The 23,099-nt window shown below is 38.6% G+C and carries 20 protein-coding genes; 8 read left to right on the forward strand and 12 right to left on the reverse strand.

Translation table 11 applies throughout. The features are described from left to right. Nucleotide 1: 1 nt before the first annotated feature. From ABR854_RS06270 to ABR854_RS06290, 5 genes are all read right to left on the reverse strand, one after another. Nucleotides 2–877 carry a C1q-like domain-containing protein gene (locus tag ABR854_RS06270; protein WP_350264522.1) on the reverse strand — a complete coding sequence of 292 codons (876 nt, stop codon included), beginning with the start codon at nucleotides 875–877 and terminating at the stop codon, nucleotides 2–4. A 121-nt stretch (nucleotides 878–998) separates the two neighbouring features. After that, entirely contained in the window at nucleotides 999–2,900 is a 1,902-nt protein-coding gene (locus tag ABR854_RS06275; RefSeq protein WP_350264523.1) for a histidine kinase, read from the reverse strand. After that, nucleotides 2,897–3,649 carry a LytR/AlgR family response regulator transcription factor gene (locus tag ABR854_RS06280; protein WP_350264524.1) on the reverse strand — a complete coding sequence of 251 codons (753 nt, stop codon included), beginning with the start codon at nucleotides 3,647–3,649 and terminating at the stop codon, nucleotides 2,897–2,899. The genes ABR854_RS06275 and ABR854_RS06280 overlap by 4 nt, the downstream gene beginning before the upstream one ends. Before the next feature lie 68 nt (nucleotides 3,650–3,717). After that, a complete protein-coding gene (locus tag ABR854_RS06285; RefSeq protein ID WP_350264525.1) occupies nucleotides 3,718–4,371 on the reverse strand; it encodes an acetoacetate decarboxylase family protein in 654 nt (217 codons plus the stop codon). A 107-nt stretch (nucleotides 4,372–4,478) separates the two neighbouring features. After that, entirely contained in the window at nucleotides 4,479–5,003 is a 525-nt protein-coding gene (locus ABR854_RS06290) for an NADPH-dependent FMN reductase (protein WP_350264526.1), read from the reverse strand. A 155-nt stretch (nucleotides 5,004–5,158) separates the two neighbouring features. On the opposite strand from ABR854_RS06290, the gene ABR854_RS06295 reads away from it, so the two are divergent. The 6 genes from ABR854_RS06295 to ABR854_RS06320 all read left to right on the forward strand — a co-directional run bounded on the left by ABR854_RS06295 (nucleotide 5,159) and on the right by ABR854_RS06320 (nucleotide 9,723). Further along, nucleotides 5,159–5,443 carry a DUF3817 domain-containing protein gene (locus tag ABR854_RS06295; RefSeq protein ID WP_350264527.1) on the forward strand — a complete coding sequence of 95 codons (285 nt, stop codon included), beginning with the start codon at nucleotides 5,159–5,161 and terminating at the stop codon, nucleotides 5,441–5,443. A gap of 88 nt (nucleotides 5,444–5,531) precedes the next feature. Continuing rightward, nucleotides 5,532–6,623 carry a sensor histidine kinase gene (locus tag ABR854_RS06300; protein ID WP_350264528.1) on the forward strand — a complete coding sequence of 364 codons (1,092 nt, stop codon included), beginning with the start codon at nucleotides 5,532–5,534 and terminating at the stop codon, nucleotides 6,621–6,623. A 62-nt stretch (nucleotides 6,624–6,685) separates the two neighbouring features. After that, nucleotides 6,686–7,393 (forward strand): LytR/AlgR family response regulator transcription factor, encoded by a 708-nt coding sequence (locus ABR854_RS06305; RefSeq protein ID WP_350264529.1) that lies wholly within the window; start codon nucleotides 6,686–6,688, stop codon nucleotides 7,391–7,393. 139 nt (nucleotides 7,394–7,532) lie between these two features. Beyond that, nucleotides 7,533–8,222 carry a pirin family protein gene (locus ABR854_RS06310; RefSeq protein WP_350264530.1) on the forward strand — a complete coding sequence of 230 codons (690 nt, stop codon included), beginning with the start codon at nucleotides 7,533–7,535 and terminating at the stop codon, nucleotides 8,220–8,222. 150 nt (nucleotides 8,223–8,372) lie between these two features. Continuing rightward, nucleotides 8,373–9,107: a dioxygenase family protein gene (locus ABR854_RS06315; RefSeq protein ID WP_350264531.1), complete on the forward strand. Its 735-nt coding sequence runs from the start codon at nucleotides 8,373–8,375 to the stop codon at nucleotides 9,105–9,107. Between the two features lie 109 nt (nucleotides 9,108–9,216). Then, a complete protein-coding gene (locus ABR854_RS06320; RefSeq protein WP_350264532.1) occupies nucleotides 9,217–9,723 on the forward strand; it encodes a hypothetical protein in 507 nt (168 codons plus the stop codon). 1 nt (nucleotide 9,724) lies between these two features. Here ABR854_RS06320 and ABR854_RS06325 read toward each other — a convergent pair whose 3' ends face one another. After that, a complete protein-coding gene (locus tag ABR854_RS06325) occupies nucleotides 9,725–14,440 on the reverse strand; it encodes a translocation/assembly module TamB domain-containing protein (RefSeq protein ID WP_350264533.1) in 4,716 nt (1,571 codons plus the stop codon). A 138-nt stretch (nucleotides 14,441–14,578) separates the two neighbouring features. On the opposite strand from ABR854_RS06325, the gene tsaD reads away from it, so the two are divergent. Continuing rightward, nucleotides 14,579–15,580, forward strand: a complete 1,002-nt coding sequence (tsaD, locus tag ABR854_RS06330; RefSeq protein ID WP_350264534.1) for a tRNA (adenosine(37)-N6)-threonylcarbamoyltransferase complex transferase subunit TsaD — start codon at nucleotides 14,579–14,581, stop codon at nucleotides 15,578–15,580. Between the two features lie 53 nt (nucleotides 15,581–15,633). Here the strand turns inward: tsaD and mtgA are convergent, their stop codons facing one another. The 6 genes from mtgA to ABR854_RS06360 form a co-directional block, all read right to left on the reverse strand. Beyond that, nucleotides 15,634–16,425, reverse strand: a complete 792-nt coding sequence (gene mtgA / locus ABR854_RS06335) for a monofunctional biosynthetic peptidoglycan transglycosylase (protein WP_350264535.1) — start codon at nucleotides 16,423–16,425, stop codon at nucleotides 15,634–15,636. Nucleotides 16,426–16,470: 45 nt separating this feature from the next. After that, the gene (locus ABR854_RS06340) at nucleotides 16,471–17,367 is read right to left on the reverse strand and encodes a PhzF family phenazine biosynthesis protein (RefSeq protein ID WP_350264536.1); all 897 of its coding nucleotides are present in this window, start codon (nucleotides 17,365–17,367) and stop codon (nucleotides 16,471–16,473) included. An 8-nt stretch (nucleotides 17,368–17,375) separates the two neighbouring features. After that, the gene (locus ABR854_RS06345; RefSeq protein ID WP_350264537.1) at nucleotides 17,376–18,260 is read right to left on the reverse strand and encodes a sterol desaturase family protein; all 885 of its coding nucleotides are present in this window, start codon (nucleotides 18,258–18,260) and stop codon (nucleotides 17,376–17,378) included. 131 nt (nucleotides 18,261–18,391) lie between these two features. Next, nucleotides 18,392–18,952 carry a DinB family protein gene (locus ABR854_RS06350; protein ID WP_350264538.1) on the reverse strand — a complete coding sequence of 187 codons (561 nt, stop codon included), beginning with the start codon at nucleotides 18,950–18,952 and terminating at the stop codon, nucleotides 18,392–18,394. A 12-nt stretch (nucleotides 18,953–18,964) separates the two neighbouring features. After that, nucleotides 18,965–19,543, reverse strand: a complete 579-nt coding sequence (locus ABR854_RS06355) for a DUF2911 domain-containing protein (RefSeq protein WP_350264539.1) — start codon at nucleotides 19,541–19,543, stop codon at nucleotides 18,965–18,967. 62 nt (nucleotides 19,544–19,605) lie between these two features. After that, on the reverse strand, nucleotides 19,606–21,792 hold the full coding sequence (locus tag ABR854_RS06360) for an alpha-galactosidase (protein ID WP_350264540.1): 2,187 nt from the start codon (nucleotides 21,790–21,792) through the stop codon (nucleotides 19,606–19,608). Between the two features lie 152 nt (nucleotides 21,793–21,944). Between ABR854_RS06360 and ABR854_RS06365 the strand changes: the two genes are divergently transcribed. Then, the gene (locus tag ABR854_RS06365; protein WP_350264541.1) at nucleotides 21,945–23,054 is read left to right on the forward strand and encodes a DEAD/DEAH box helicase; all 1,110 of its coding nucleotides are present in this window, start codon (nucleotides 21,945–21,947) and stop codon (nucleotides 23,052–23,054) included. Nucleotides 23,055–23,099 lie beyond the last annotated feature (45 nt).

Raw genomic sequence — 23,099 nt, forward strand, 5'->3', positions numbered from 1 at the left:
TTCAGTAAACTTTATATCCCGAAAATAGTAAGTTTGCACTGTAAGCAGCAAGTGTTTGACTACTACCAGAGTTTTGAATCAAAGAGAAAGTAACAACATCTCCTTGATTAAGTTTTACAATGAACGTTGAATTTAAGCCATTGCCATAACTTGAACTGATGTCAACCAAGGATGAAGTTTGAAAGCGGAAGTTATTATTGACTTGTAACCGTACCGTGACAGGAATCCCCGAAGCAACCGTGCCGTGACTCAATAAGGGATTTAATAAAAACTGATATAATCCAGCAGAAGGTACTGTAAACTGCCCATTTGTAGGATTAAAATTACCTCCATCATCAAAGTGTTCAATAAAATTATCTATCACATACTCGGTTGCATTTAATAATGTTTTATTCGTGTTTAGATAAGCCGAAAACCCAACCTGCGGGTTTTGGCTTACACTACTCCATACGGGTGTTCCGTTGCCGAGCGACATCAGTACATCTCCTAAAGCACCAGTGTTTCCTGCCATTCGCATGGCTCCAACCAGATTCATACCAGCACCCATATTAAATCTCGAATAAGCTGTAATACCCGTCCCATCGCCAAAAATCTTCAATCTTTGAGCATCACCTGTAAAGAAATTCAAATCATAATTGTTTTTAGAACCTATCTCAAATGTATTATTGATGGCTTGTAGATAGCCATTCATATTGAGGCCATCAAATAGTGAGATATATGGGCTTGTTCCTTGAAATCTGGCAAGTTCACCATTTTTATTAATGTGTAGCGGAATGCTCGAATTAATGCCAGTACCAATGCCTATTGAGTTGGGAAGTGTAGTAACTTGTGCTATGAGCGATTGTGTGAAAAAGAGAAAGAATAATATTTTTTTCATGGTTTCAGAATTTTAAGATTTACCCAAAACTCTTAAAACCTACAAATATCCACAAGCCACAATGAGTAACTGGTGGCTGCGAGTTGATAACTTGCACGAAATTGATGAAAATTGGTAAGACTTATTTCGGAATTATGAGGATAATTTTTGTGCCGATGGGCTTATTTTCAGAATCAAATTTATCCATGATGTGGCATCGGATATTCCAATCATGGATTTTGTTGAGGAGTTTTAGGCGTTCTTCATTAATTTTCAAACCCATTGATTGGTGTCCGTCAGAATTACTTTTTAATTCAGAGGCGTGCTTTCTTCCAATACCATCATCATTAATCAAAATCTCAATACTTTCCCCTAAGTCATTGATAATCAGACTTAAAGTTCCTTTTTCTTTCTTGTTTGCCAAACCGTGCTTAATAGCATTTTCGATATAAGGTTGCAGCAGCAAAGCAGGTATCATCACACTTTCGGTGTTGATTTCGGGCGAAATTTCAAAAATAAAATCAAACTTTTTCTGAAAACGTAGCTGTTCGAGTTTTGTATAAAGCAAAATCGTATCGAGTTCTTCTTTGAGCGAGACAATTTGCTCTTTTGATTTCTGCAAAATCGACCGAATGAGCGTTGAGAAGTCGGTCAGATAATCTGCCGCTTCATCGGTTTTATTTTTAATGATATAACTCTTGATAGAATTAAGGCTATTGAACAAAAAATGTGGGTTTATTTGTAAGCGAAGCGTATTGAGTTCGGAAAGCGAAACAGCTTGTTCCAAATCGTTTTTTTGATGAATAACTTCGGTAGCTTTATAGGCCAAACCCATCGAGAAAAACAAAATTTCGAGCAAGATACACGCATTAAAATACACATTTGGGTAGTGGTCGAGCAAATCGGAGCTTTGCGGAACCCAGTTCATCCAACTCGAAATAAATCCAAAAATACCTCCCAAAAGCAAAAAAGTACTACCAATTTTGATATAAAAAGCCAGTTTGGTCTTGATTTGATAAACATAAAACAGCATCAAAGCCCCAAAAACTGATAAGAAGACTTGTGTGAAGATACTGAGGTAAATTTCCCAGTCATACCGCTGCAAAATGAGCGTAAAAAGTACTTCTAAAACAATCAAAATACCAATGCTTTTGAGCAAAAAATTATTGAGTTTGCCGATGCGTGGGTGCGTGTGTGTAGAGGCCAAAAACTCACCGATAAACAAAAAATAACAGAACTGAGCCACCAACACATAAAAGTTTTGTCGGAGCAAAATCAGTAACAAAGAAGAATATTTCAACAGAAAAAAACCATAAGAAGAATGCTCAAATCCCCAAGCTACAAAAGCCGACATGGCAAAAAGGTAAAGCGAATAATATAAAATATAGCGTTGTCGGTTGAGCAAATATTGTAGGAATGTAAATAAAGCCAAAAACAGTAAGATTCCGATAAGGGCATAATTGCAGCCAATCGCAAAACGGTTGTCGTACAGGTCGACTTCTTTCTTTTTTGCCTCCCATTCGTAGGTAACTATGGTGGGTTGGATTCGGATTTTTTTCAACGAAAACCAACTGATTTCAACATAAAAGTCATATCTTGCTTTAGGCGGAATAATGATGGGTAAATACTGTCCATCAAATCTGAAAGGACGTTGTTGGTCGGGGAATAGTTTATTAGTGGTTTGTTGATTGATAATGTATTGATTATCAATCGTATAAAGCAAAGTTTGAAAGCTGCTTCCTGCCGAAAAAAGTGCTTTTAGCGTATCGGTTTGTGAATTGTTTTTTAGTCGAAATTTTAACCAAACGTTAGCCAAATATCTGGAAATATGATTAAAATCGGGAATTTTTTGAAAGTCCTGAAATCGACTTTTTTTTATCTCATCAAGTGTTTTTTGCTTGGTCGAATCCAGCAAAAAAAGCGTTTGGTCAGATAAATCAATAATTTCTTTTTTCTGTAAACTACTATCTATTTCGATTGCCTTTTGAGCAAATGTAGGGAGAAAAATTCCACAGAAAAGTAGTATGAAAATGCTTTTTTTCATGCACCAAATTTTACCATGCTCATCAATTTAGTTTTATTGGCTCTCGAAACCTGCAAGGTAGTGCCATCGTTCAAAACCACCGAACCTGTATCGCCCTTGATGTATTTTCTGACGTGTTCGAGATTCACCAAATACGAGTTATGGATTCGTGCAAAAGTAGAGTCATTCAAGATACCTTCAAACTCCTTGAGGGTCTTCGAAATCATTATTTTCTCTTGGTTTTGCAGCACAATAGTGGTGTAATTGCCATCAGCTTTGGCGTATGAAATCTGCTGCATATTCACAAATTCCAAACCCTCGAAAGTTGGAATGGCCACTTGCTGCCGTTTTTGTAAATCTTTTTGCATATTGGCCAGCAAAAGAGCAATATTTTGCTTCATATTCAGGTTTTTGTGCTTACTGCGTATTCTGTCGGCTGCTCGAATAATGCTTTCTTTGGTGGTAGGTTTTACTAAATAATCTACGGCACAAAACTCAAAGGCTTTCAAAGCAAAATTATCGTAGGCTGTTACAAAAACTACGTCAAAGTCAATGTTTGGTACTTGCTTGAGCAAATCAAAGCCATTGAGAAGTGGCATAGAAATATCAAGAAAAAGGGCATCAATATGGTTTTGGTTGATGAATTGAAGTGCCTCAAGCGGATTATCGAATTTTTGAAGAATCTGAAAGTCAGGACAAAGCCTTTGGAGGTCGGCTTCCAAAACATCTAAACATTCTGTTTCATCATCTACTAATACTACCGAAATCATTGAGCTAAAGGAATTTATTCAAATTTATTGAATTTTCGTCGATAAACCTAAAAACTACCTTGGGCAGACTATTCAAAATAATTGCTTTGAATTTCTGGGTGCGGAAAAATCATTTCAAAATTACTTACCGACAAAACGCTTAGTGGTTTTAATTGTGAAATATCAGGAAAAAATGTGGCATCGACTTCGGCAGAAACCAACTTGGCAAAAGTAGACGAGCCCTTGGCGGGTGAGTTCGTGATGTAAAGGTCAGTGTTTTGTTTTTGGGCTAATTTTAGCGGGAAGAATTTTGTACTAATCGGAAATTTAAACGAGCCGTTGGTCAGACTAACTTTAAAAAAAGTTTTGCCCGAAATACTCACCTCAAAAACGGTTTCCTGCTCATTAGGTTTCGTAATGGCAAAATCGGCTAATTCTTTCGGAATTCCCCAGTTTTTTCGACCATTATCCACACTTTCTTGACTTGAAACATAGATTTTTGAAATCGAAAAAATCTTTTTCTTTCCAAATTTCAACCTTCCTGGTACAAAAAGTAATTCTCGGTACGGGCCAACTTCTGAAGTTTCATAATCAACTAACATAATCGTCCCTACAAAATCACCATTGAATCTACTTGCTTGATAATCAGCCAAGAATCCGTATTTTTCTACGAATGATTTCGGGAAATGATAAATGAATATATAACCATTTCCTTTGAGTTTCCACGGTGGCGGTGCTTGCATGTTGGTTAGTTGTTTTAAAATGGCACGCTGATGACACGGATGCAAGCAACGCTGATAAAACAGATAAAAAATCAGTAATAATCAGCGTGCCGTTCGGTCAGTATAAATTAAAATGCTATCAAAGCCTTTGCTTGTTTGTCGAGGAAATTTCGATATACTTCAAATGTAAATTCTTCGCCGTTGAAATGGGATTTCATGTTGCCAAATTTCATGCGTAAACCCATTACATCAGTTCCCATATAACTCAAAATATCATTCAAATGTCCGAGTCCAACAGCATTTCCTAACATTCCTGCCGAGATTCCTACCAAAGCAGCTTTTTTATGATTAAAACTATCAGGATAGCGTAGGCCATCGAAGAAAGTTTTCAAAACTCCTGGAAACGAACCGTTGTATTCGGGTACAATAAATACAAATTTTTTGGTTTCGTCAACTATTTTTTGAAACTCATTGAAAGCCTCGTTTTTACCCGAATTTTGATATAATGCTGAAAAGGCAAAATCGGCTGGGAGTTCAGCTAAATCAACAATCTGACTTTCTTGACCGAGCGATTTTAAAAGATTTTGGTAATTGATTCCTACTTTTTTTGAAAGCGAGTTTTGACGGTTAGTACCTATTATGATGGCAATCATGCTATTTATTTTCGATGGTTTAAGTGTTTGTTAGGGCAAATTTTAACTTCACCCCACAGTTTAGCTAACAAAAAAAAAGATAAAATGTTCACCTTCCGAGAAAATCTCAACGCTCAATTCGCAAATCTCGTATCTTTGTCAAAAACCAAAGATTTATGTTTAAAACCACTTTAGATAAATTCAGAGTTGTAGCTTTTTTAGAAGGATGTTCGTTTATACTTTTCGGAATTACGATGCCACTCAAGTATATGTTGGGTTTTCCTAAACCAAACTATTTTGTGGGTATGGCCCACGGTGTGCTTTTCATTGCCTATGTGGTGCTTTTAGCTTTGGTAGTTATTCAATACAAATGGCCGTTTAAGAAAGCTGTTTTGGCATTTTTGGCTTCGTTTGTGCCTTTCGGTACATTTTATGCCGATAAAAAACTATTTAGAGAATAAATATTCTCCGACAAAAAAGTAGTCTTCTCCTCAATATTTGTCGAATTCTCGTCCGAAATCTTTTAATTTACACCCAAATTAAAGACAGATGAAAGACCAAACTCGCCAAATATTGATTCACATAGCAGCTATCGTTGGCTTTTTATCGTTGGCGTTTATTCCGTTTTTTCAGGGCAAATCCGATTTGTTTTTCAATCCTTTAGCGGGGCGAGAGTTTTTGGGTTACGGCTTATTGATACTCATTTTTTACTTCAATTACTACGTTCTTGTTCCGAGGCTATATTTTTCAAAAAGGTACGTTCTATACTTTTTTGCCATCGTTTTAGTCTATTTAGCATTTAGGCGGTCGGGAAGTTTCATTATTGGTCAGAATGAGTTTCTGAGTCGTTCACCGCATCAGATGACCAGTAAAACAATGCCGCCACCGCCCATGTTTGAGTCTGGCGAAAGACCTTCACCACCACCGCATGGAGAACCACTTCATAATCAACCCGAAGGCGATGTATTTATTGATGTCAACCAGAAAATATTTCCATTTTTGGTGGTGGTATTTTTCTCCTTGATTTTGCGAGTGAGTAGCCGTTGGCGAGAAACCGAACGAGAAAAAATGAACGCCGAATTATCTTATCTAAAGGCTCAAATCAATCCGCATTTTTTGTTCAATACACTCAATAGCATTTACTCGCTGGCCATCATGAAATCTGACGAAACGCCTACGGCAGTCGTGAAGCTTTCGGGCATGATGCGATACGTTTTGAGCGAAGCCACAACCACTTTTGTGTCGCTCGAAAAAGAAATTGTTTACATAAAAAACTACATAGATTTACAGAAAATCCGCTTTGGTGAATCAATTTCGCTTGAATTTTCGATAAATGGCACCACCAACGGCAAACAAATTGCTCCGTTGATTCTGATTTCGTTTATTGAAAATGCCTTCAAGCACGGCATTAATGCCGAAGAAGATTCGGTCATAAAAATCAAGATTGATATTACTGACGAAGAATTGTTTTTGAATGTTTTTAATAAGAAAGTAGCCGTACATATTTCGGAAGAAAATAAAAGTGGTTTGGGCGTAGAAAATACCCGCAATCGCCTCGAATTGCTCTATCCGAAACGGCATAAATTATCCATTTACGATACTGAAAAAGATTATCTGGTAGAACTTTCGATTGTTTTGTAATTGAACAGGAGTAAAATGATTTTTACCAGTAACAAATTCCCCAGTTTTCCAATAACCAACAAATGATAAAAGCCATAGCCATCGACGACGAACTTCTTGCTCTGAAAGTGATAGAAAGTTTCTGTGAGAAAGTTGATTTTATCAGCTTAGAAAAAACCTTTCATAAGCCCAAAGAAGCCCTCAGATATTTGGAAGAATACCCTGTTGACTTGTTGTTTCTGGACATTAATATGCCATCCATGACGGGTATTGAGTTGTTTCGGAATATAACACAAAGCTCGATGGTTATTTTTACGACTGCGTATAGCGAATACGCTGTTGAAGGTTTTAATCTGAATGCCATTGATTATCTGCTGAAACCCTTTACGTTTGAGCGTTTTCTGCAAGGAGCAAATAAAGCCAACGAGTATTTCAAGATTCAGCAACCCAACGATGCCGAAACCCCGTCATATCTGTATGTCAGGGCTGATTATCGTTTGCATAAAATTCCGTTGACCGATATTCTGTTTATCGAAGGTTTAGACGATTACTTGAAAATTCATATCGTAGCCAATAAACCAGACGTGGCCCGACCCATCGTAGCTCGAATGACCATGAAAAATATGCTTGAAAAACTCCCTGCAAAAGATTTCGTGCGGGTGCATCGGTCATTTATCGTACCTTTTAGCCGTATAGAAAATGTACGAAACAAAATACTTACAATTGGTGAAGAAGAAATTCCGATTGGTGTAAGCTACGAAAAGGCTTTCTTTGAGAATTTTGGAAAATAATGTAGAATATTCGCTCTGCGAAGTCTTCGACTTCGTAGCAGTGTTGGCTGTTCTCTGAACAGTAGATTTTATAACTCACTTTATATATTATATAAGACACTTACAGATTTGACAAGTTGAAAACTTGTCCTACCATGCTATGACACAAAACGAAGCAAAAATATTTCTTTCAGCCCAACGGGGCAAAACCGAGTTGTCTTGGTTTCGGAGTTTTCATTCGTTCAATTTTGGCAGTTTTCAAGACCCAAATAAAGAACATATCGGAAAACTAAGGGTTTTAAATGATAATACTCTGGCGGCTGGCTGTGGTATGAAAATGCAGGTCGAAAAACCAACTGAAGTATTGATTTTGCCATTAGTCGGAGGAATCGAATTTAAGAATAGTGTGGGCTATCACGATTTTTTGGAGGCAGGAAAATTGCAAATTTTTTCGGCCGAAGCAGAGAAGGAATATGAAGTGCTAAATCCGTATGAAAGTGAACTGATAAACTACCTTGAAATTTGGATTGAGCAAGAAAACGCCATCGTTGCTTCAACTACTTCGGCTACTATTGACCTTGAAAAACAGAATGAACTTTTACTTATTTTTTCATCAGTTCAACAAAATGCTTTTGGTTATTTTGGTAAATACGATAGCCGAGAAGAAGGGATTTATCAAATAAAAAATGCGTGTAATTGCCTTTATGTTTTTGTGATTGAAGGAGCTTTTGAGGTCGATAATAAACTCATGGAAGCTCGTGATGGTTTGGCCATTTGGAATGCCGAAGAAATTGAGTTTGAAGCACTTTCAAACGATGCCATGCTTTTGATTTTTGAGATACCCGCTTAGTTTACCGCAGAAATTCCCCTCTTTACCTCAAACTACGATTTTCAAACAACTTTTGCACATCGACCAACGTCTTAAAGAAACAAAGGCAGTTTTCTGATACAAAGATTTGGCGTGTTCGCTCAAAACATTACCTAGTAAAATTCTAACAAAATGAAAAGAGAAGATTTTATCAAAAGAGGCTTAGGCTCATTGGGTTTATTTGCGGTTATTCCAGCATTAAGTGCTTGCTCGAAAGATGAAGTGGTTGCTGATACAACGACTACTGGTACAACTATTAGTTCAGACCCAACGGTTACGCCGTCGAGTTGTTCGGTAACAAATTCTGAAACCGAAGGGCCTTTTCCTACAAAGTCACCAGCATCTTATGCAACTACCAATATTGTTTCAGACCGAACAGGTACGCCACTTACTATTAAAGTTTACATCCGAAATGTTAATGCCAGTTGTGCCGTAATCAAAGGAGCAATTGTTGATATTTGGCATTGTGATGCCGCTGGAAATTACTCACAATATGGTGGCACTCAGATGCAGTCAACCAATTATACTTCCGTGAATTTCTTACGTGGTCGCCAAACAACCGATACCAATGGTATGGCTGCTTGGACAAGTATTTACCCAGGTTGGTATTCGAGCCGAGCTCCGCACATTCACGTACACGTGTATAATAGCTCAGGTACATCTTTGTTGGTAACACAAATAGCTTTCCCAGAAGATGTAAGCAAAGTGGTTTATGCTCAAGGTGTGTATGCAAGTAAAGGCCAGGCTGATACTTCAAATGCAAAAGATAATGTATTTGGTGATGGTGTAACCAACGAAATGTCAACTGTCACTGGCAGCGTTTCGGCAGGTTATGTGCTTACACACACAATTTACGTAAAAGCTTGATTTGATTTTGATTAGTAATAAAGAGTTGAGAATGATGGGGAAACAATTTCTCCATCATTTCTTTTATAGTTGTCCACTAAGATAGTAGTAAAGTTTATCAATAACCAAAATGGCAAAAGCACAAATAAGACTCGCTTTCAGAATAGTTATAACAAAAGACTCGCAATCTCGTTGGGAAAAATACGTTTGGGATAGCACCTACCAAGAGTTTTTGATGCAATCGCAACTATACAATGATGCAGAAAATCCGTGGACGACTTTCAAACAATTAGTAAGTAGAAACGAAAAAGCCGAGCAATTACATTTTTTGGTAAGCATGGCGGCTCACCCGTATCTTTTACAATGGAAGGGACTAACTTACCCAATGCCCGATGTGCTGGGAAATAATTATTTGCCTTTTCAAAACTACCAACTTGATATTATAGATTCTAACGTAAAAGATAAAAATGCTCACGAAATAGGTATTACCTTCTATTCGCCTTTGCTAACGTTGGTTGATATTATTGAAGGACATTATTTGGTTTCAACCAACGAAAATATCTATGAGGGAGTAGAAACTACGATGTACAAGATGCAACCACGCCTTTCGATAGTTTATTACAAACCTCTTGAGTAAGTTAAGGCTTACTTTGACTGACGAGTTTACTTTCTGTTTTTTTGCTCGAAATACCCATCGGTAAATCTTTGATTTCTTTCTTTTTGAAGATAGTATTAAAACTGCGAGTATGCTGTAAACTCACGCCATTGACCGAAACGTTGCTATTGAAATTGTAGTAGTAATTCGGTACACTTCGGCTATAAGCCTTCAATCTCCACGAACCATCTTGGCTCAACAGCCACTCTACTTCGCCGCCATAAAAATAGTTGTTGGTAGTCTGACCTTCATTTTGGAGAATGGTATTATTGAGACTTACTTTGATATTATTTCCGAATTTATACGAGAAATTAAGTTGGGTATTATTAATCAAACTTTGGCGAAGATTATTCAAGTTTCCTCTGCCAAACTGCACCGCAACTTCTAAATTAGGGTCAATTTTTGAAGCAATATTTCCGAGTTGATTTGTCAAAATTCCACTAACATTATCTAATAAAAGTTGCGAATCGAGGGCATCTCTAAAGCTATTGTCGTTGAAAAGTCGGTTTAGAGCTGTAATACCCACGAAGTTATTATTCATTAGTTGTTCATCGTCATGCAAGCGTTGTTCAAAAGCAATTACTTGCGGTTGCAGGTTAAGCGGGATTCGACGTTGATTAAACTTAATGTCAAATTTAGTCGTTGGTTTCATCAGCTTATCGGTAAGCATAATCGAAGCCACAACTGGATAAAGTGTATTTAATTCAGAAGAATTAGCCGCTGTGCTGGTGGCGATACCATTTAATGAAACATTGGCCGTATAACTCGCTCCTATATTTATATCGGCATCGTAAGGGTCGCCTGACCACAAAATTCTGCTACCTTCCGAAATATCAAATTTTCTTAGTTTTGAGATATTCTGTAAACTAAAATCATATTTACCGCTCTTAATTGTATATGGCCCCGACATCGTGAAACCGCCACGAGTATCATATTCGATGCTAATATTGCCATTTCCAATGGCATTGAGTTGGTCTTGATTGGTGCGGTCAAAGATTACGATACATTCGGCATCGGGCGTTATTGTGAAATTGAAAGCCATTTTTAGTCCGCCTTCGGTTCTTATAACCGTATCTTTCTTTACAACTTTATCCGAATTTTTCTGCGTGTTTTTACTCACAAAAGTAATGCCTTGTTCTTCGGTATTTACGGTTGTTTCGCCATCAAGCGGAATTGTGATTTTTGTGCCTTTTTTGCTCGTCAGGTTAGCCGAAATATTCACATTATTCAAATCACCCGTGATGTGCAAATCACCAGTTGTGATACCCGTTCCGTAGAAATCTTCGTTGTCTCGGATGCTCGTATTCATAATTTTAAAACCATCACGGTCTTTCATGTAAGCATGAATTCCCAACATGAAATTGCCACCACCTCCATTAAAAATACCACCTTCTAACTCCGCAATATTGCCATTTTGAGCAGCATCTCTCACCTTAAAGCCTTTTGCGGCTACAAAACCTTCTTCGTTGAAATTCAGTTGGTCGTCGAAATACAAATAAGAGTTTAGGGCATTGATGCGTAAAACCCCTTTCTCGAAATCCACTCCACCTCTGATGATTGGGTCATTTGCTGTTCCTCTTACGGTAAGTGTACCGCTCGCATAACCACCAATATTCGAGAAAATATCATCGACAAACGATTCAAAAATCTCCAAATTGGTTTTCTTCAAAGTCGCTTTTAGATTGAGTGGGTTGCGGTCGTCTTTCGGGTCGTAAGTTCCCGAAACTCTAAAGATTTCGTTATTAATTCTGATAATATTTCCGTTAATATTGAGGCGTTGTTTCAGGTTATCCCAAAGGGCTTCGCTTGCAATTGTACCAATCAAAATGTTCTTGTAAATCAGCTCATCAATACCAAAACTACTTGTCACAATAGCATCATCGTAAATATCTCGCATTGTAAGTTTGCCATTTACGATTCCTTTGAGATCAAGGTCAGAAAGGGGTTTGAGGGTTTGTAAGTCAAAATCACGAATATCAATAAACGATTCGACCGTAGAATCGGGTGAAAACGAACCATTCAACGAAATACTTTGATTTTGGTTCGATAATGCTAAATCTTGGAAGCAAATATCATCGTTTTGGATGTTAATTAAGTTATTTTTACCCAACATCCATTGGCTACCCAGAAGGTCGAGTTTGGTGTTTTTGGGGTTGAAAGTAATATCGAACCCTTCTGATAAAAACGCCAATTTTCCAAAAATCTGAGCTTTGTTTGTACTATTTTGTTGTCTGATTCGTCCATCAAATTCAATCACATTTCCTTGTCCCCACATTCCAGCAACTTCAATTTTTTCGGTCGGGGTCATATCTCCCAACTTTTGAGTTGCCGAATTGAAAATCAAAGAGGTCAAAATCTTTGGAGAAGTGGCTTCTTTGGAAGTATTAAAATCAAGGTCGTTGCCATAAAAAGCCAAAGTTCCGTAGCGAAGCGTGTCGATTTTTCCTGCTAAAGATAACTCAGCCGTATTTCTAATATTCAGATTTCCGCTTAATTCTGTGCCATGCGAAACATAAATATCGGGGTAGAAATAAGCAAAAAATGGTTCGGATTTCTTGAAAGTTACTTTATAATCTAACTCGTATTTATTCGCCACATCGGCATAAGGCAACTGGGCATAATAATCAAGGCGAGTTTGCTCTTTGTCGTAGAAATATTGAGTATATTCTTTCGATAAACGAGTGACATCCGCAATGACTTTGCTCGGTGTAAATTTTCCTGAAATATCAACATTGAAAAACTCAGATAGCAAACTTATTTTTCGAGAATTATCTGATAACTCGGAAGTAACAAAAAGCGAGTCGATACCCAGTTGGCGTTTGTCATACTGCAAAACTGTATTCAATAATTTTGCTTCGCCGAGCCAATTATCCAATTCGTTTCCTTGAAAATTGAGGTTAATTTCGGAGCGAAGCTTTACGTCATTTTTTGAATACCCGAGCGGTCGCAGATTCGCATTTTGCACAATTCCGTGAATATCAAATTTATTCAAAGCTTTCGCAAAATCTACTTTTCCGCTTACATTGAAGGCCAAGTTTGTGTCTTTTACGCTTACTTTTCCATCAAAAAGCGACTGGCTCATTTTGCCATCGACGTAGATATTTTTAAAGTCGTAGCCATTAAACCAAATTCGGTCAACTTTTCCATCGAAATCCAACGCCGCATCTTTTATAGTAAACCCTTTTCCTTTGATTTTTCCAGCAAACGAGAGTTTTTGCAGAAAATCAGATTCTTCGACCAATTTGCCTAATTCAAAATTTTCAACCGTCAATGAACCATCATACGTTGGTAAAGCCCCATTATCAGGAAGTTTCATTTTGATATTTCCTGCCACATTTCCCATGGCTGATTTGAATGTCGCATCGGTTGCAAAATCGTTATAAACACCTTTGAAAGTTCCCGCAAAATTGACGATTCCAAATTTATTTACTTGCGAATTGTAAAGTGAATCGCCCACGTATTGGCGAGCATCAATAGCATCTATTTGGCTCATTCGCCAATTCAAATCCATATCGGCTTTGTATAAATCGGGTAAATGCTTGAAGGCAATATCGCCATCAAGAAAGCTATTTTTACCAAATTTTAGATTAAAACCTTTTACTTTAAAATCATGAACCGTTCCTTTGAAATCGCCATTGAGTAGGTAATTTTCTCGATAAGCGTACATATCGGTTGCAAATCGGCCGAGGTCTTGTGCATCAATTTCGCAATCTTTCAAATTGCCAATCATTACTACTTTTTCGTTGAAATCACCAAAGTCTCGTGGACTGTCATAATTGAATACAACCGAATTTCGGAGGGTCGAATTATTGATTTTTGCATATAAATCATTCAACCGCATTGATTTACGAGAATAGAAGAAATTGGTGTTTAACTGCTTGATTATGAGGTCGCTACGGCGTTCTACTCCTTGCATATTTTTTAGGCCAAACGTAATCGTATCGCCCATGATGAAGAAGTTTTTGATGTTTCCCTGTAAGTTGTTGACCGTGAAGTTATTATAGTCAAATTCTTCTTTTGGGAAACGTGCTTCTTCGGGGTCGGCCAGAGTGAAAGTACCATCTTGAATATAGGCTTCATCAATAGTAAATGGCGTATTGTGTTCTCCTTTTAATCGGTGAGTGGTATCGCTCGGAGCGGTTAATTCTTCGATTCGGGCAAGCCATTTGTCAATATTCAAATCGCCGTCGGGTTCGTAAATAAGTTTTACTCTCGGATTACGAATCATCACGTAATCGAGGTTATTATCGAAGGTCAGAATCTTTTCCCAACTGAAATCAAAATTTGTTTTGCAGTTGACATAAAGCTCTTTCACGAAAATCATTTCACGGTTTTTGTGGTCATAAATCGTGATATTTTCGAGCGTAATTTCATCAAACCAAGTCATTCTGGCTTTTTCGATGGTTACTTTTGAACCTAATTTTTTAGATAATAACTCAGTGGCTTTTTGTAAAGTAGTGGTCTGAAATTGGGGCAATTGCATGGCGTAAAATACCAGTCCAAAACCCAATAATAATTGCAGCAGAATCGTTGTAATGGCTCGTTTTGAGTAATAACCCCAAACCATGCTACCCAATAAAAGAGCAATCAGAATAAGTAAAGTTTTGGGTACGGGCGTAAACACTAACAAGCCACTCATCATCGCAACAACGATAAGAGAAATAAGCGTGAGAGTGATTATTTTTATAACTTTACCCATTTGGTAGAGCAAGTTTCTAACTTGCTTCGTTTCAATTTATTTAAGCACAATTCGGAGAATTGTGTTACAAATAGTGCTAATTTTGTGTTTTATTTCAAAAAATTAGGTCTGTGGACTGTTGTCTGTTGACCGTGGACTATGAATATTTTAGCTATCGAATCTTCGTGCGACGATACGTCGGCCGCTGTTATTTCTAACGGTAAAATCTGCTCCAACATTGTAGCTGGACAGCTAATTCATGAACTTTATGGAGGCGTTGTACCTGAGCTTGCCTCCCGAGCTCACCAACAACACATCGTTAGAGTGGTTGACAAGGCCATACAAGCTGCGAATATAACAAAAAAAGACCTAAATGCCATAGCTTTTACTCGTGGACCGGGTCTTTTAGGCTCTTTGTTGGTCGGAACATCCTTTGCAAAAGCAATGGCTTTAGCTCTCGAAATTCCCTTGATTGAGGTCAATCACATGCAAGCTCACGTGCTGGCTCACTTCATTGATGAGCCTCGTCCAGCCTTTCCATTTTTGTGTTTGACAGTCAGTGGTGGACACACCCAGATTGTACTTATCAAAGACCATGCTACAATGGAGGTTTTGGGCGAAACACAGGACGATGCCGTTGGTGAAGCCTTCGATAAAACCGCTAAATTGCTCGGTCTTCCTTACCCTGGTGGCCCGCTGGTAGATAAACACGCTAAGCTGGGAAACCCGTTGGCGTATGAATTTCCTTTGTCTGAAATGCCACAGTATAACTTTTCGTTTAGTGGGATAAAAACTTCGATTTTGTACTTTTTGAAGAAGAAAGTTGCCGAGAACCCAAACTTTGTAGCCGAAAATTTGAATGATATTTGTGCCAGTGTGCAGCATACGTTGGTGCGAATGGTGCTACAAAAACTACGCCGTGCGGCACGTGAACTGAACATTAAAGAGGTGGCAATTGCGGGTGGAGTTTCGGCCAATTCGGGACTAAGAAAAACTTTACACGAAATGGGCGAGAAGGAAGGTTGGAATGTGTATATCCCCGATTTTCAATATTGTACCGATAATGCAGGCATGATTGCAATGGCGGCACATTTCAAATATCTAAAAGGTGATTTTTCGAGCCAAGAGGTTAGTCCTTTGCCGAGAATGGAGTGGGGGTGAAACTAATTAAACCTATAAGGTTTGAAAAGACGGACTTATAGGTTTTGAAGAATTTAAAAACTTCTCAAATCATTGATATAAGCCACGCCACCCAATGCACGCATTTGACGAGCAATAGCGGCCGTACGTCGGTTGACATAAGGTCCAGGTTTTGCCGCTGACCATTTGATTGGACTCGGCAAAACGGCCGCAATTCGAGCAGCTTGCTGACGGGTTAGATTCTTGGCATTTGTATTAAAATATCTTTTCGAGGCTTCTTCAACGCCAAAAGTCATGCTTCCCATTTCGGCTACATTGAGGTAAACTTCCAAGATTCGTTCTTTTCCCCAAATCAATTCTATCAAAACTGTGAAGTAAACTTCAAATATTTTTCGGATATAACTTCTTGACTGCCAAAGGAATACGTTTTTGGCGACTTGCTGTGAGAGCGTACTTGCACCACGCAATTTTTTACCTTTGAGGTTTTTGCTAAAAGCATTGCTCATAGCTTCAAAATCGAAACCGTTGTGGTCGGGGAAAAGTTGGTCTTCGGCAGCTACCACGGCCAAAGGTGCTTCTTTCGACATATTGGCGTAGGATACCCAATCGTAGTAAATTTCGCTGTCTCGGCCATCGGCAATAGCCTCCATTTTTCGGGCAATCATGGTTGAGGTAATGGGTACTGGCACAAATTTATACAACACTACTAAGCCAATCGAAATGGCAAAAAAGTAGAGCGTTATTTTTATAGCCCAATATTTTAGCTTGCTTTTCCAATTGCTGGTTTGCTTTTTGGGTGCTGATTCTGGTGCTTTTGTATTTTTAGTGCGAAATGTATTTTTTCCTCCTCGTGAGTCGTTTGCCATAGCTTTGGTTAGTAATTTACTGCAAAAGTCGGAAAGAATTTTCTTTCAAACAAACCATTTGCCTTGTGCAACCAACTTTGTTTTTCCACCAACTTTCAAACTGAAATCTTGTTTTTCGTTTAATTCACCCTTGATTTGGATAAGCGATGGACGCCCTATTTCGTAGCCTTGCTCTACTCGGTAACTGATTTTGTTTGCTTGGTATTTGAGCAAATAGGCAAGCAGACATGAGTTGGCACTGCCTGTGGCGGCATCTTCAATAATCTTTCCGTTTTCGTAGCAAAACATTCTTGCATGAAGCTGGTTCTCAGCCTTTTTGGTTGCACGAGTGAAAGCAAAAAAAGCCGTTGTTAGTTCATCGGGGGCATTGGTTTTATATAGATGATTTTCAAGCAACCAGTTTTTTACTTGCTCATCGTTGAATCTGATGCGTTGAATTGCATCAAGGTTTTTAAGAGGAAGTATAAGATATGGAAGTCCAGTTGAAACAACTTCAATAGGAGACGTTTTGTCAATATCTTCTGGTTTTAAACCAAATAAATTAGCTATTTCTGAAGTAAAATTATTACCAAAAACAGGATTTTTTACCTCCAGCCAAAGCGTTTCATTTTCTTTGGTTACAGGTACTTGTCCGATTTTTAAATTTAGGGTAATATTTTGTTTATCAGTATTTTGTGGCGAATTTAATAAAACAAAAGCTGTTCCCAAAGTTGGGTGGCCTGCAAACGGAACTTCGTATTCGGGCGTAAAAATCCTTACATCAAATCCACCGTTTTTTTCCTCTTCAGCAATGATAAAAGTAGTTTCTTGAAAATTAATTTCACGAGCAATTTTGAGCATCATTTCATCGCTCAAGCCATCGGCATTTTCAAAAACTGCTAATTGATTTCCTTGATATTTTTCTTCGGCAAAAACATCAACGATAGTAAAATTTAATACCATAGAATTGTTTATTTTTTGCCGAAAATCCGTTGAAAAGGTCTAACATTCTGCCCCACAAAATCATGCGGAAAATTCTCTTCTTCGGGTAAGCCAACGGGCAAGTTTTCGTCATCAGAAGGCCAATAATTTGTTCCAAAAATATAGTCCCAAATACTTAATGTTATGCCATAATTGAAACCATTTGGGTGGCTGGCAGGCATATATTTGGCGTGGTGCCAAAGGTGCATTTGTGGGCCATTGAGTAGGTATTTGAGCGGGCCAAGATTGATTTTGAGATTGGCATGACCGAGCTGACCTGTGACGAGCGTGAAGATATGCACAATAAAAAAATCGGTTAATCCAACGCCAACCATTGCCAGCGGAATGTATTCGAGGCTGCGATAAATCACGTTCTCCATCCAGTGGTAGCGTAGGAGGGCCGCAAAACCCATGTGTTCGGTGCTGTGGTGTACTTTATGGAATTCCCACATCCAGCCAACGGTATGCAATAAGCGATGAATAGCCCATTGCATGAAGTCTCGTAAGACGAAAATAATAAGAATCTTTGACCAAAAGGGTAGTTGTTCGATATTGATTGCTACAATATTAGTAATGCCAAAAAGCCCGAGAAAATCTTTGAATGCTTGCACGCCCACCATCGAAAGTGCATTGTAGGCAATGAGCGAAAAAAGAAAATAATTCCACAATAAATAGAAAGCATCCAACCAAAAATGTTCACGAATCAAAGGCTGGTTTTTTCGCCACGGAAACATGATTTCGAGTACCCAAATAGCCAACGAAGCTCCCACCAACCAATAAAAATAGTTGTGCCAACTCGGATTGAGAATTTCGTTGATAAAATAATTGAAATAGCCAGAATAGGCTCCTTGAATGATTTTTAGATACTTTTCCATACGTCGGTTTAAGTAAAAAGCCGAGTTTCATCGTTGAGAATCTCGGCTTTTGCCAGTAATCTTTATTTATAAACCGTAAAATTAATCATTTAGTTTTAAGAGACGATTAGCTGATTTATTCTCTAAAAATATCACCAACCAATATACCCAATCGGAGTTATACCATTTAGGCGTAGATAACAAACAACTTGTCCACGATGATGAATAATGTGATTTTCGAGGGCATAGAATATTCGCCAAATTGGAATTTTTCCACCTGCAAAGCTTTCGAGTTGTAGGAGTTTTTCGGGCTTTGTTTCAAACAAAGTTTTTTCTACCCAAGCATAAAAATCTTTGATTTCGGTTTCGAGTTCGGCTTTGGTCAGAGTCTTCCAAAAACCAGCTTTCTTTTCCTTGGCATCGTGTGGATTGGGGATGTTTAATCGGCCACAAATCTGAGCTGTATTGAAAGTAATACAATGCACAAATTGCGTACGAAATGAAAACGATTCAGGCGTATATCTAAAGTCGAATTTATCTTCGGGCATCTGATTATATAACTTGAGCGTATAATCGAGCGAACTTTTCCAAGCTTCCGAAAATTCTTTTTTAAATTCCAAAAAGTCTTTTTCTGCTTGTTTTTTACCAAAAACTGGTAGCGTTATCAATGCCCCAGCGATTGATTTTAGAGCATTTTTGCGTGAAATATTCATATTTTTGTCAGATTAGAAAGAAATTGGTACTTCAACCATAGTTGTGTCCCATGCCATTTTCATAATAGTTTCTTTATCGTTGCTGCCTTTGACGCACTGAATTGAGAAGTTTTCTATAACCTCGTCGGTTTTCTTGGTGGGTACGCTCACACGCAGCACATCGTTGTCTTTGTTGTAGCTATATGCTCCCCAAAAATCAAGGTCTTTGTTCAGAATAATTGTCCATTCGGTAGCCGTCGGAATCGCAAAAAGCGAGTAAGTTCCAGCTTTTACTTTTTTACCTTGAATCGTCACGTCTTGATAAAACTTTATTTCGGTCGATTCGTTTGCTCCCAAACGCCAAACTTCGCCATACGGCACAATTTTAGTCCCAAAAACCTCACGCTCTTTTTTGGCAGGTCGGCTGTAAGTTACACGCACAATGGCGGGCATATCGCCGATGAGTTTTGGAGCAAATTTGCGGTCATGGGCAAAATTATCAGGATAATACGCCATATCCATCGGACTTTTGTCGATTCCACGCATTTTTTGAGCTTTTGTTTCGACCATCAATAGAGCAAAAAAGCAAGCGATTAAAATTAGTTTGTTCATAGTTTTGATTGATAAGATGTTGATTTAACAAATATAACAATTTTGTTTTCTAAACCATCTTTTCACTCCAACACCAACCAAGTAAAACCCTCAGCGGGAATCGTTACATCAACTTCAATTTCATAGCTACGGTTGAGTATATAACCCTTGCTTTTTCCTTCTTTTTCTCGCACCAAAACTTTGTCTGAAAGCCCAGTATTGTAAAGCTGTAAATTGATTTTTCGAGAAATACTTGCTTTCAATGGGTTGTAAAGCATCACAAAACCTTTCTCTTTTAGATTTGGATTCACGTGCATAATTCCGTCCCAATCTCGGCCATCGGGGCGACGTAGATGAATAAGGTCGGAGTTTAGAATTGGGCGGTATTTTTTATACCAATCAATCGTTTTCTTGACCGTTTGCTTGGTTTCTTCGGTATCGTAGAGGCGTGGCCCACGATAACAGGCTTGTACACCCGCACCGTAATATTGCACCATTAGTTGTTCATAATCTTTCAAATGCTCGCTCAATGGCTCTAAAACTGCCTCTGCTCCGCCACCTTGATACTTGGTGAGTGGCACAAATCCCCAGCCCATCGAAGGCGTTTTTTCCCAAGTTCCATCAAAGATGTTTTGTCGATTCAAGATTTTTTGTTGCTCACGAGAAAGCGAAAAATTCACTTCTCGATAGCCCAACGCAATTTTGTGCGAACCATCCAGAAAATACCAATCGGGAGCATTGATGTAAACGCCCCGCTCATTGAGCCAGCGATAAAATCCTTTTTGCATTTCCATCTGCACCCACTGCGAATCTTCCAGTCCTTTGTGGCCAGGGTGTTTGGTCGAAGCACAAACATCACCAGGGTAAGGACCATCGTGTTCGAGTAAATCGAAGCCCGTTTCGGTGATAAATTTCTTTAGACTATTCAGGTAATTGATTCCCCATTGACTGGCCAAACACGGAGCATTTCCAAAGAAAGCACCTTTATCGGGCAAGCCTGTTTTTGGGTCAATCACATCGTTTTCGTCATCAATTCTGCGGCTACTAAAAAGTGAGTATCCACCCAACAATACACCTTTACTATGAGCATAATCGGCTAATTCTTTAAATTTTTTGATGTTTTCGACACTTGCATCTTCCATGTTTAAGCCACTACCAAAACTCAGAATCACCATTTCGTAGCCAGTTTCGGCACATTGGTCAATCGTGGCTTTTACTTTCACTGGGTCGGTACTGACAAGGTGCATGAAAATCGGATTTTGAGTTGTGTACGGAAAAAGCGTGGCGTACATTCGGCGGCGGGCGAGTCCGTTTCGCTCACGGTCATAATTATCCAACAGCAATTCATAAGTCCGAATCGACTTATAAGTTTGATTGGGCAAAAGCTCAAAACCAATACCAAAACTTGGGTAAACCTCCAGCACACAAGGAGTTTGAAAATTATAGTTTACCTGCGAAGTATAACTCGAATCAACTTTCCAGTGCGTCGCTTGGTCGGATAGCTCATAACGCATGGCATTATTGAAAGCGTAGTTGTTTTCGATATAAATCCGTTGTGGTTTTTTCATCTGCTCGGGGCTGCCCACCACAGCTGATTCTTCTTCGGGCGTTGCCAATATTTCATTAACCAGTTGGTTGATTTTCAGCGATTTATCGCCCTTGTTTTCAACACTTACCCATTTACAAATCGTTGGTATATTATCAAAAATCTCGTAGTGAACGGATACCGAAACTCCTTTCAATTCTGGTAAATTTGACTCAAAAATTAATTCCAATTCTTTGCCTTTGGGGTTTTGTTGGTTCATCGCCCACGTGCGAGGTTTGAAATTTACGTGCGGAGTTAAAGGGTTGATTTTAAAAGTTTTATACTGAAAATCCTGTGAATTGCTTTCTAATTTATCAATCCATTCGGTGAGCAAATAAGCGTGTTCTTTTTGGCCGTAAAGTCCGCCAATATTATAAGTTTTTCCGTCAATCGTGATGCGGGCTTCGGGGCGAACTGAGCGGACGAATTGCTCGTTGGTACGTAGATTTTTGAAGTCTATCGTGGCGGCATTGGGCGAAATTCGGATTTGGCGTTTCAATAAACCATTCGATAAAATAATGTCTTTTCCGCCACTCGTTTGATAGATTTCAGCCTTAAAATTTTGCTTTGAAATTAACCAATCAGTAGTAAGTTTAACTTCTTGATAAAGAGGAAGTTGTGAAGGTTGCAGGATTTGGGCAAAGCTTAAATTGATGCCCATTAAAAGCAAAAAAATGTGTTTCATAGTTTGTCGATTTTGTAAGGTTGAAGGTTTGGTAAAGTTAAGGTTTTGTTGCAAAAAAGCCAATGAAATAATTTGAACTATTGATTTTCGATGTAAATTCCATCATAGCCTTATTTTCCGTACCTTTGTAGCTCAAATAATACAAAAGAGTTTTGGAAACATTCAAACAAATCGGTGTTTCGGAGAATTTGATTAAGGCTTTGGCCGAAATGAAAATCACGAAACCTACCGAAATTCAAGCAAAAGCAATTCCGTTTTTGCTTAAAAATACATCTGACTTTATCGGTCAAGCCCAAACGGGTACAGGAAAAACTGTTGCCTTTGGTATTCCACTTTTGCAGCGAATCAGACCCAACGATAAGCACATTCAGGCTTTGATTTTGTCGCCTACACGTGAGCTTTGTCAGCAAATAGCCAAGCAAATTTTCAAGATGACCAAATACACTGATAAGGTTTTCTCGGAAGCGGTGTATGGTGGCGAAAAAATAGATATTCAGATTCGCAATCTTCAACGTCCAACCCAAATTTTGGTTGCAACTCCAGGGCGTTTGACTGATTTATTGGCCAGAGAAGTCGTTGATTTAACCCACGTCCGAACCGTAATTTTAGACGAAGCCGACGAAATGCTAAGCATGGGTTTCAAGGATGATTTAGACAAAATCTTGAATAAAGTTCATAAAAATAGCAATACGTGGTTGTTCTCGGCAACCTTGCCCGACGACCTTCGTTGGTTGATTATGAAGTATATGTCGCCCGATACGCAGACTATTCAAGTAAGCAAAACTGAAGTCGTCAACGGGCTGATTGAGCATCAGTTTTTTATCTGTGAACTCAACCAAAAATTTGATTATTTAGTGCAATTCTTGCAGTCGCAAGGGGCGGCACGAGGCATTGTTTTCTGTCGAACAAAGGCTGATGTTGAGGTAGTTACGAGAAAACTGATAGGTAAACATTTTGCGGCGGAAGCCATTCATGGAGACTTGGAGCAGCGTGACCGTGAGAAAGTAATGCGGGCTTTCAAAAACAAAAAAGTACAGATTTTGGTAGCGACTGATATTGCTGCTCGTGGAATTGATATTGAAGCATTGGCCTACGTGGCTCATTATCAATTACCTGACCAAATGGAATATTATACGCACCGAAGCGGCCGTACGGCTCGTGCGGGCAAACGAGGTATTTCGATTGCCTTCGTAACTCGTGACGACCTAAAGATGATTAAGGAAATTGAGAAGAAGCTGAATATTAAGTTTACGAAGATATAAGTTAGTCAATGGACGATAGTCGATGGACGACAGTAATCAGTATTG

This window comes from Emticicia sp. W12TSBA100-4, from assembly GCF_040253585.1.
Lineage (GTDB): Bacteria > Bacteroidota > Bacteroidia > Cytophagales > Spirosomataceae > Emticicia.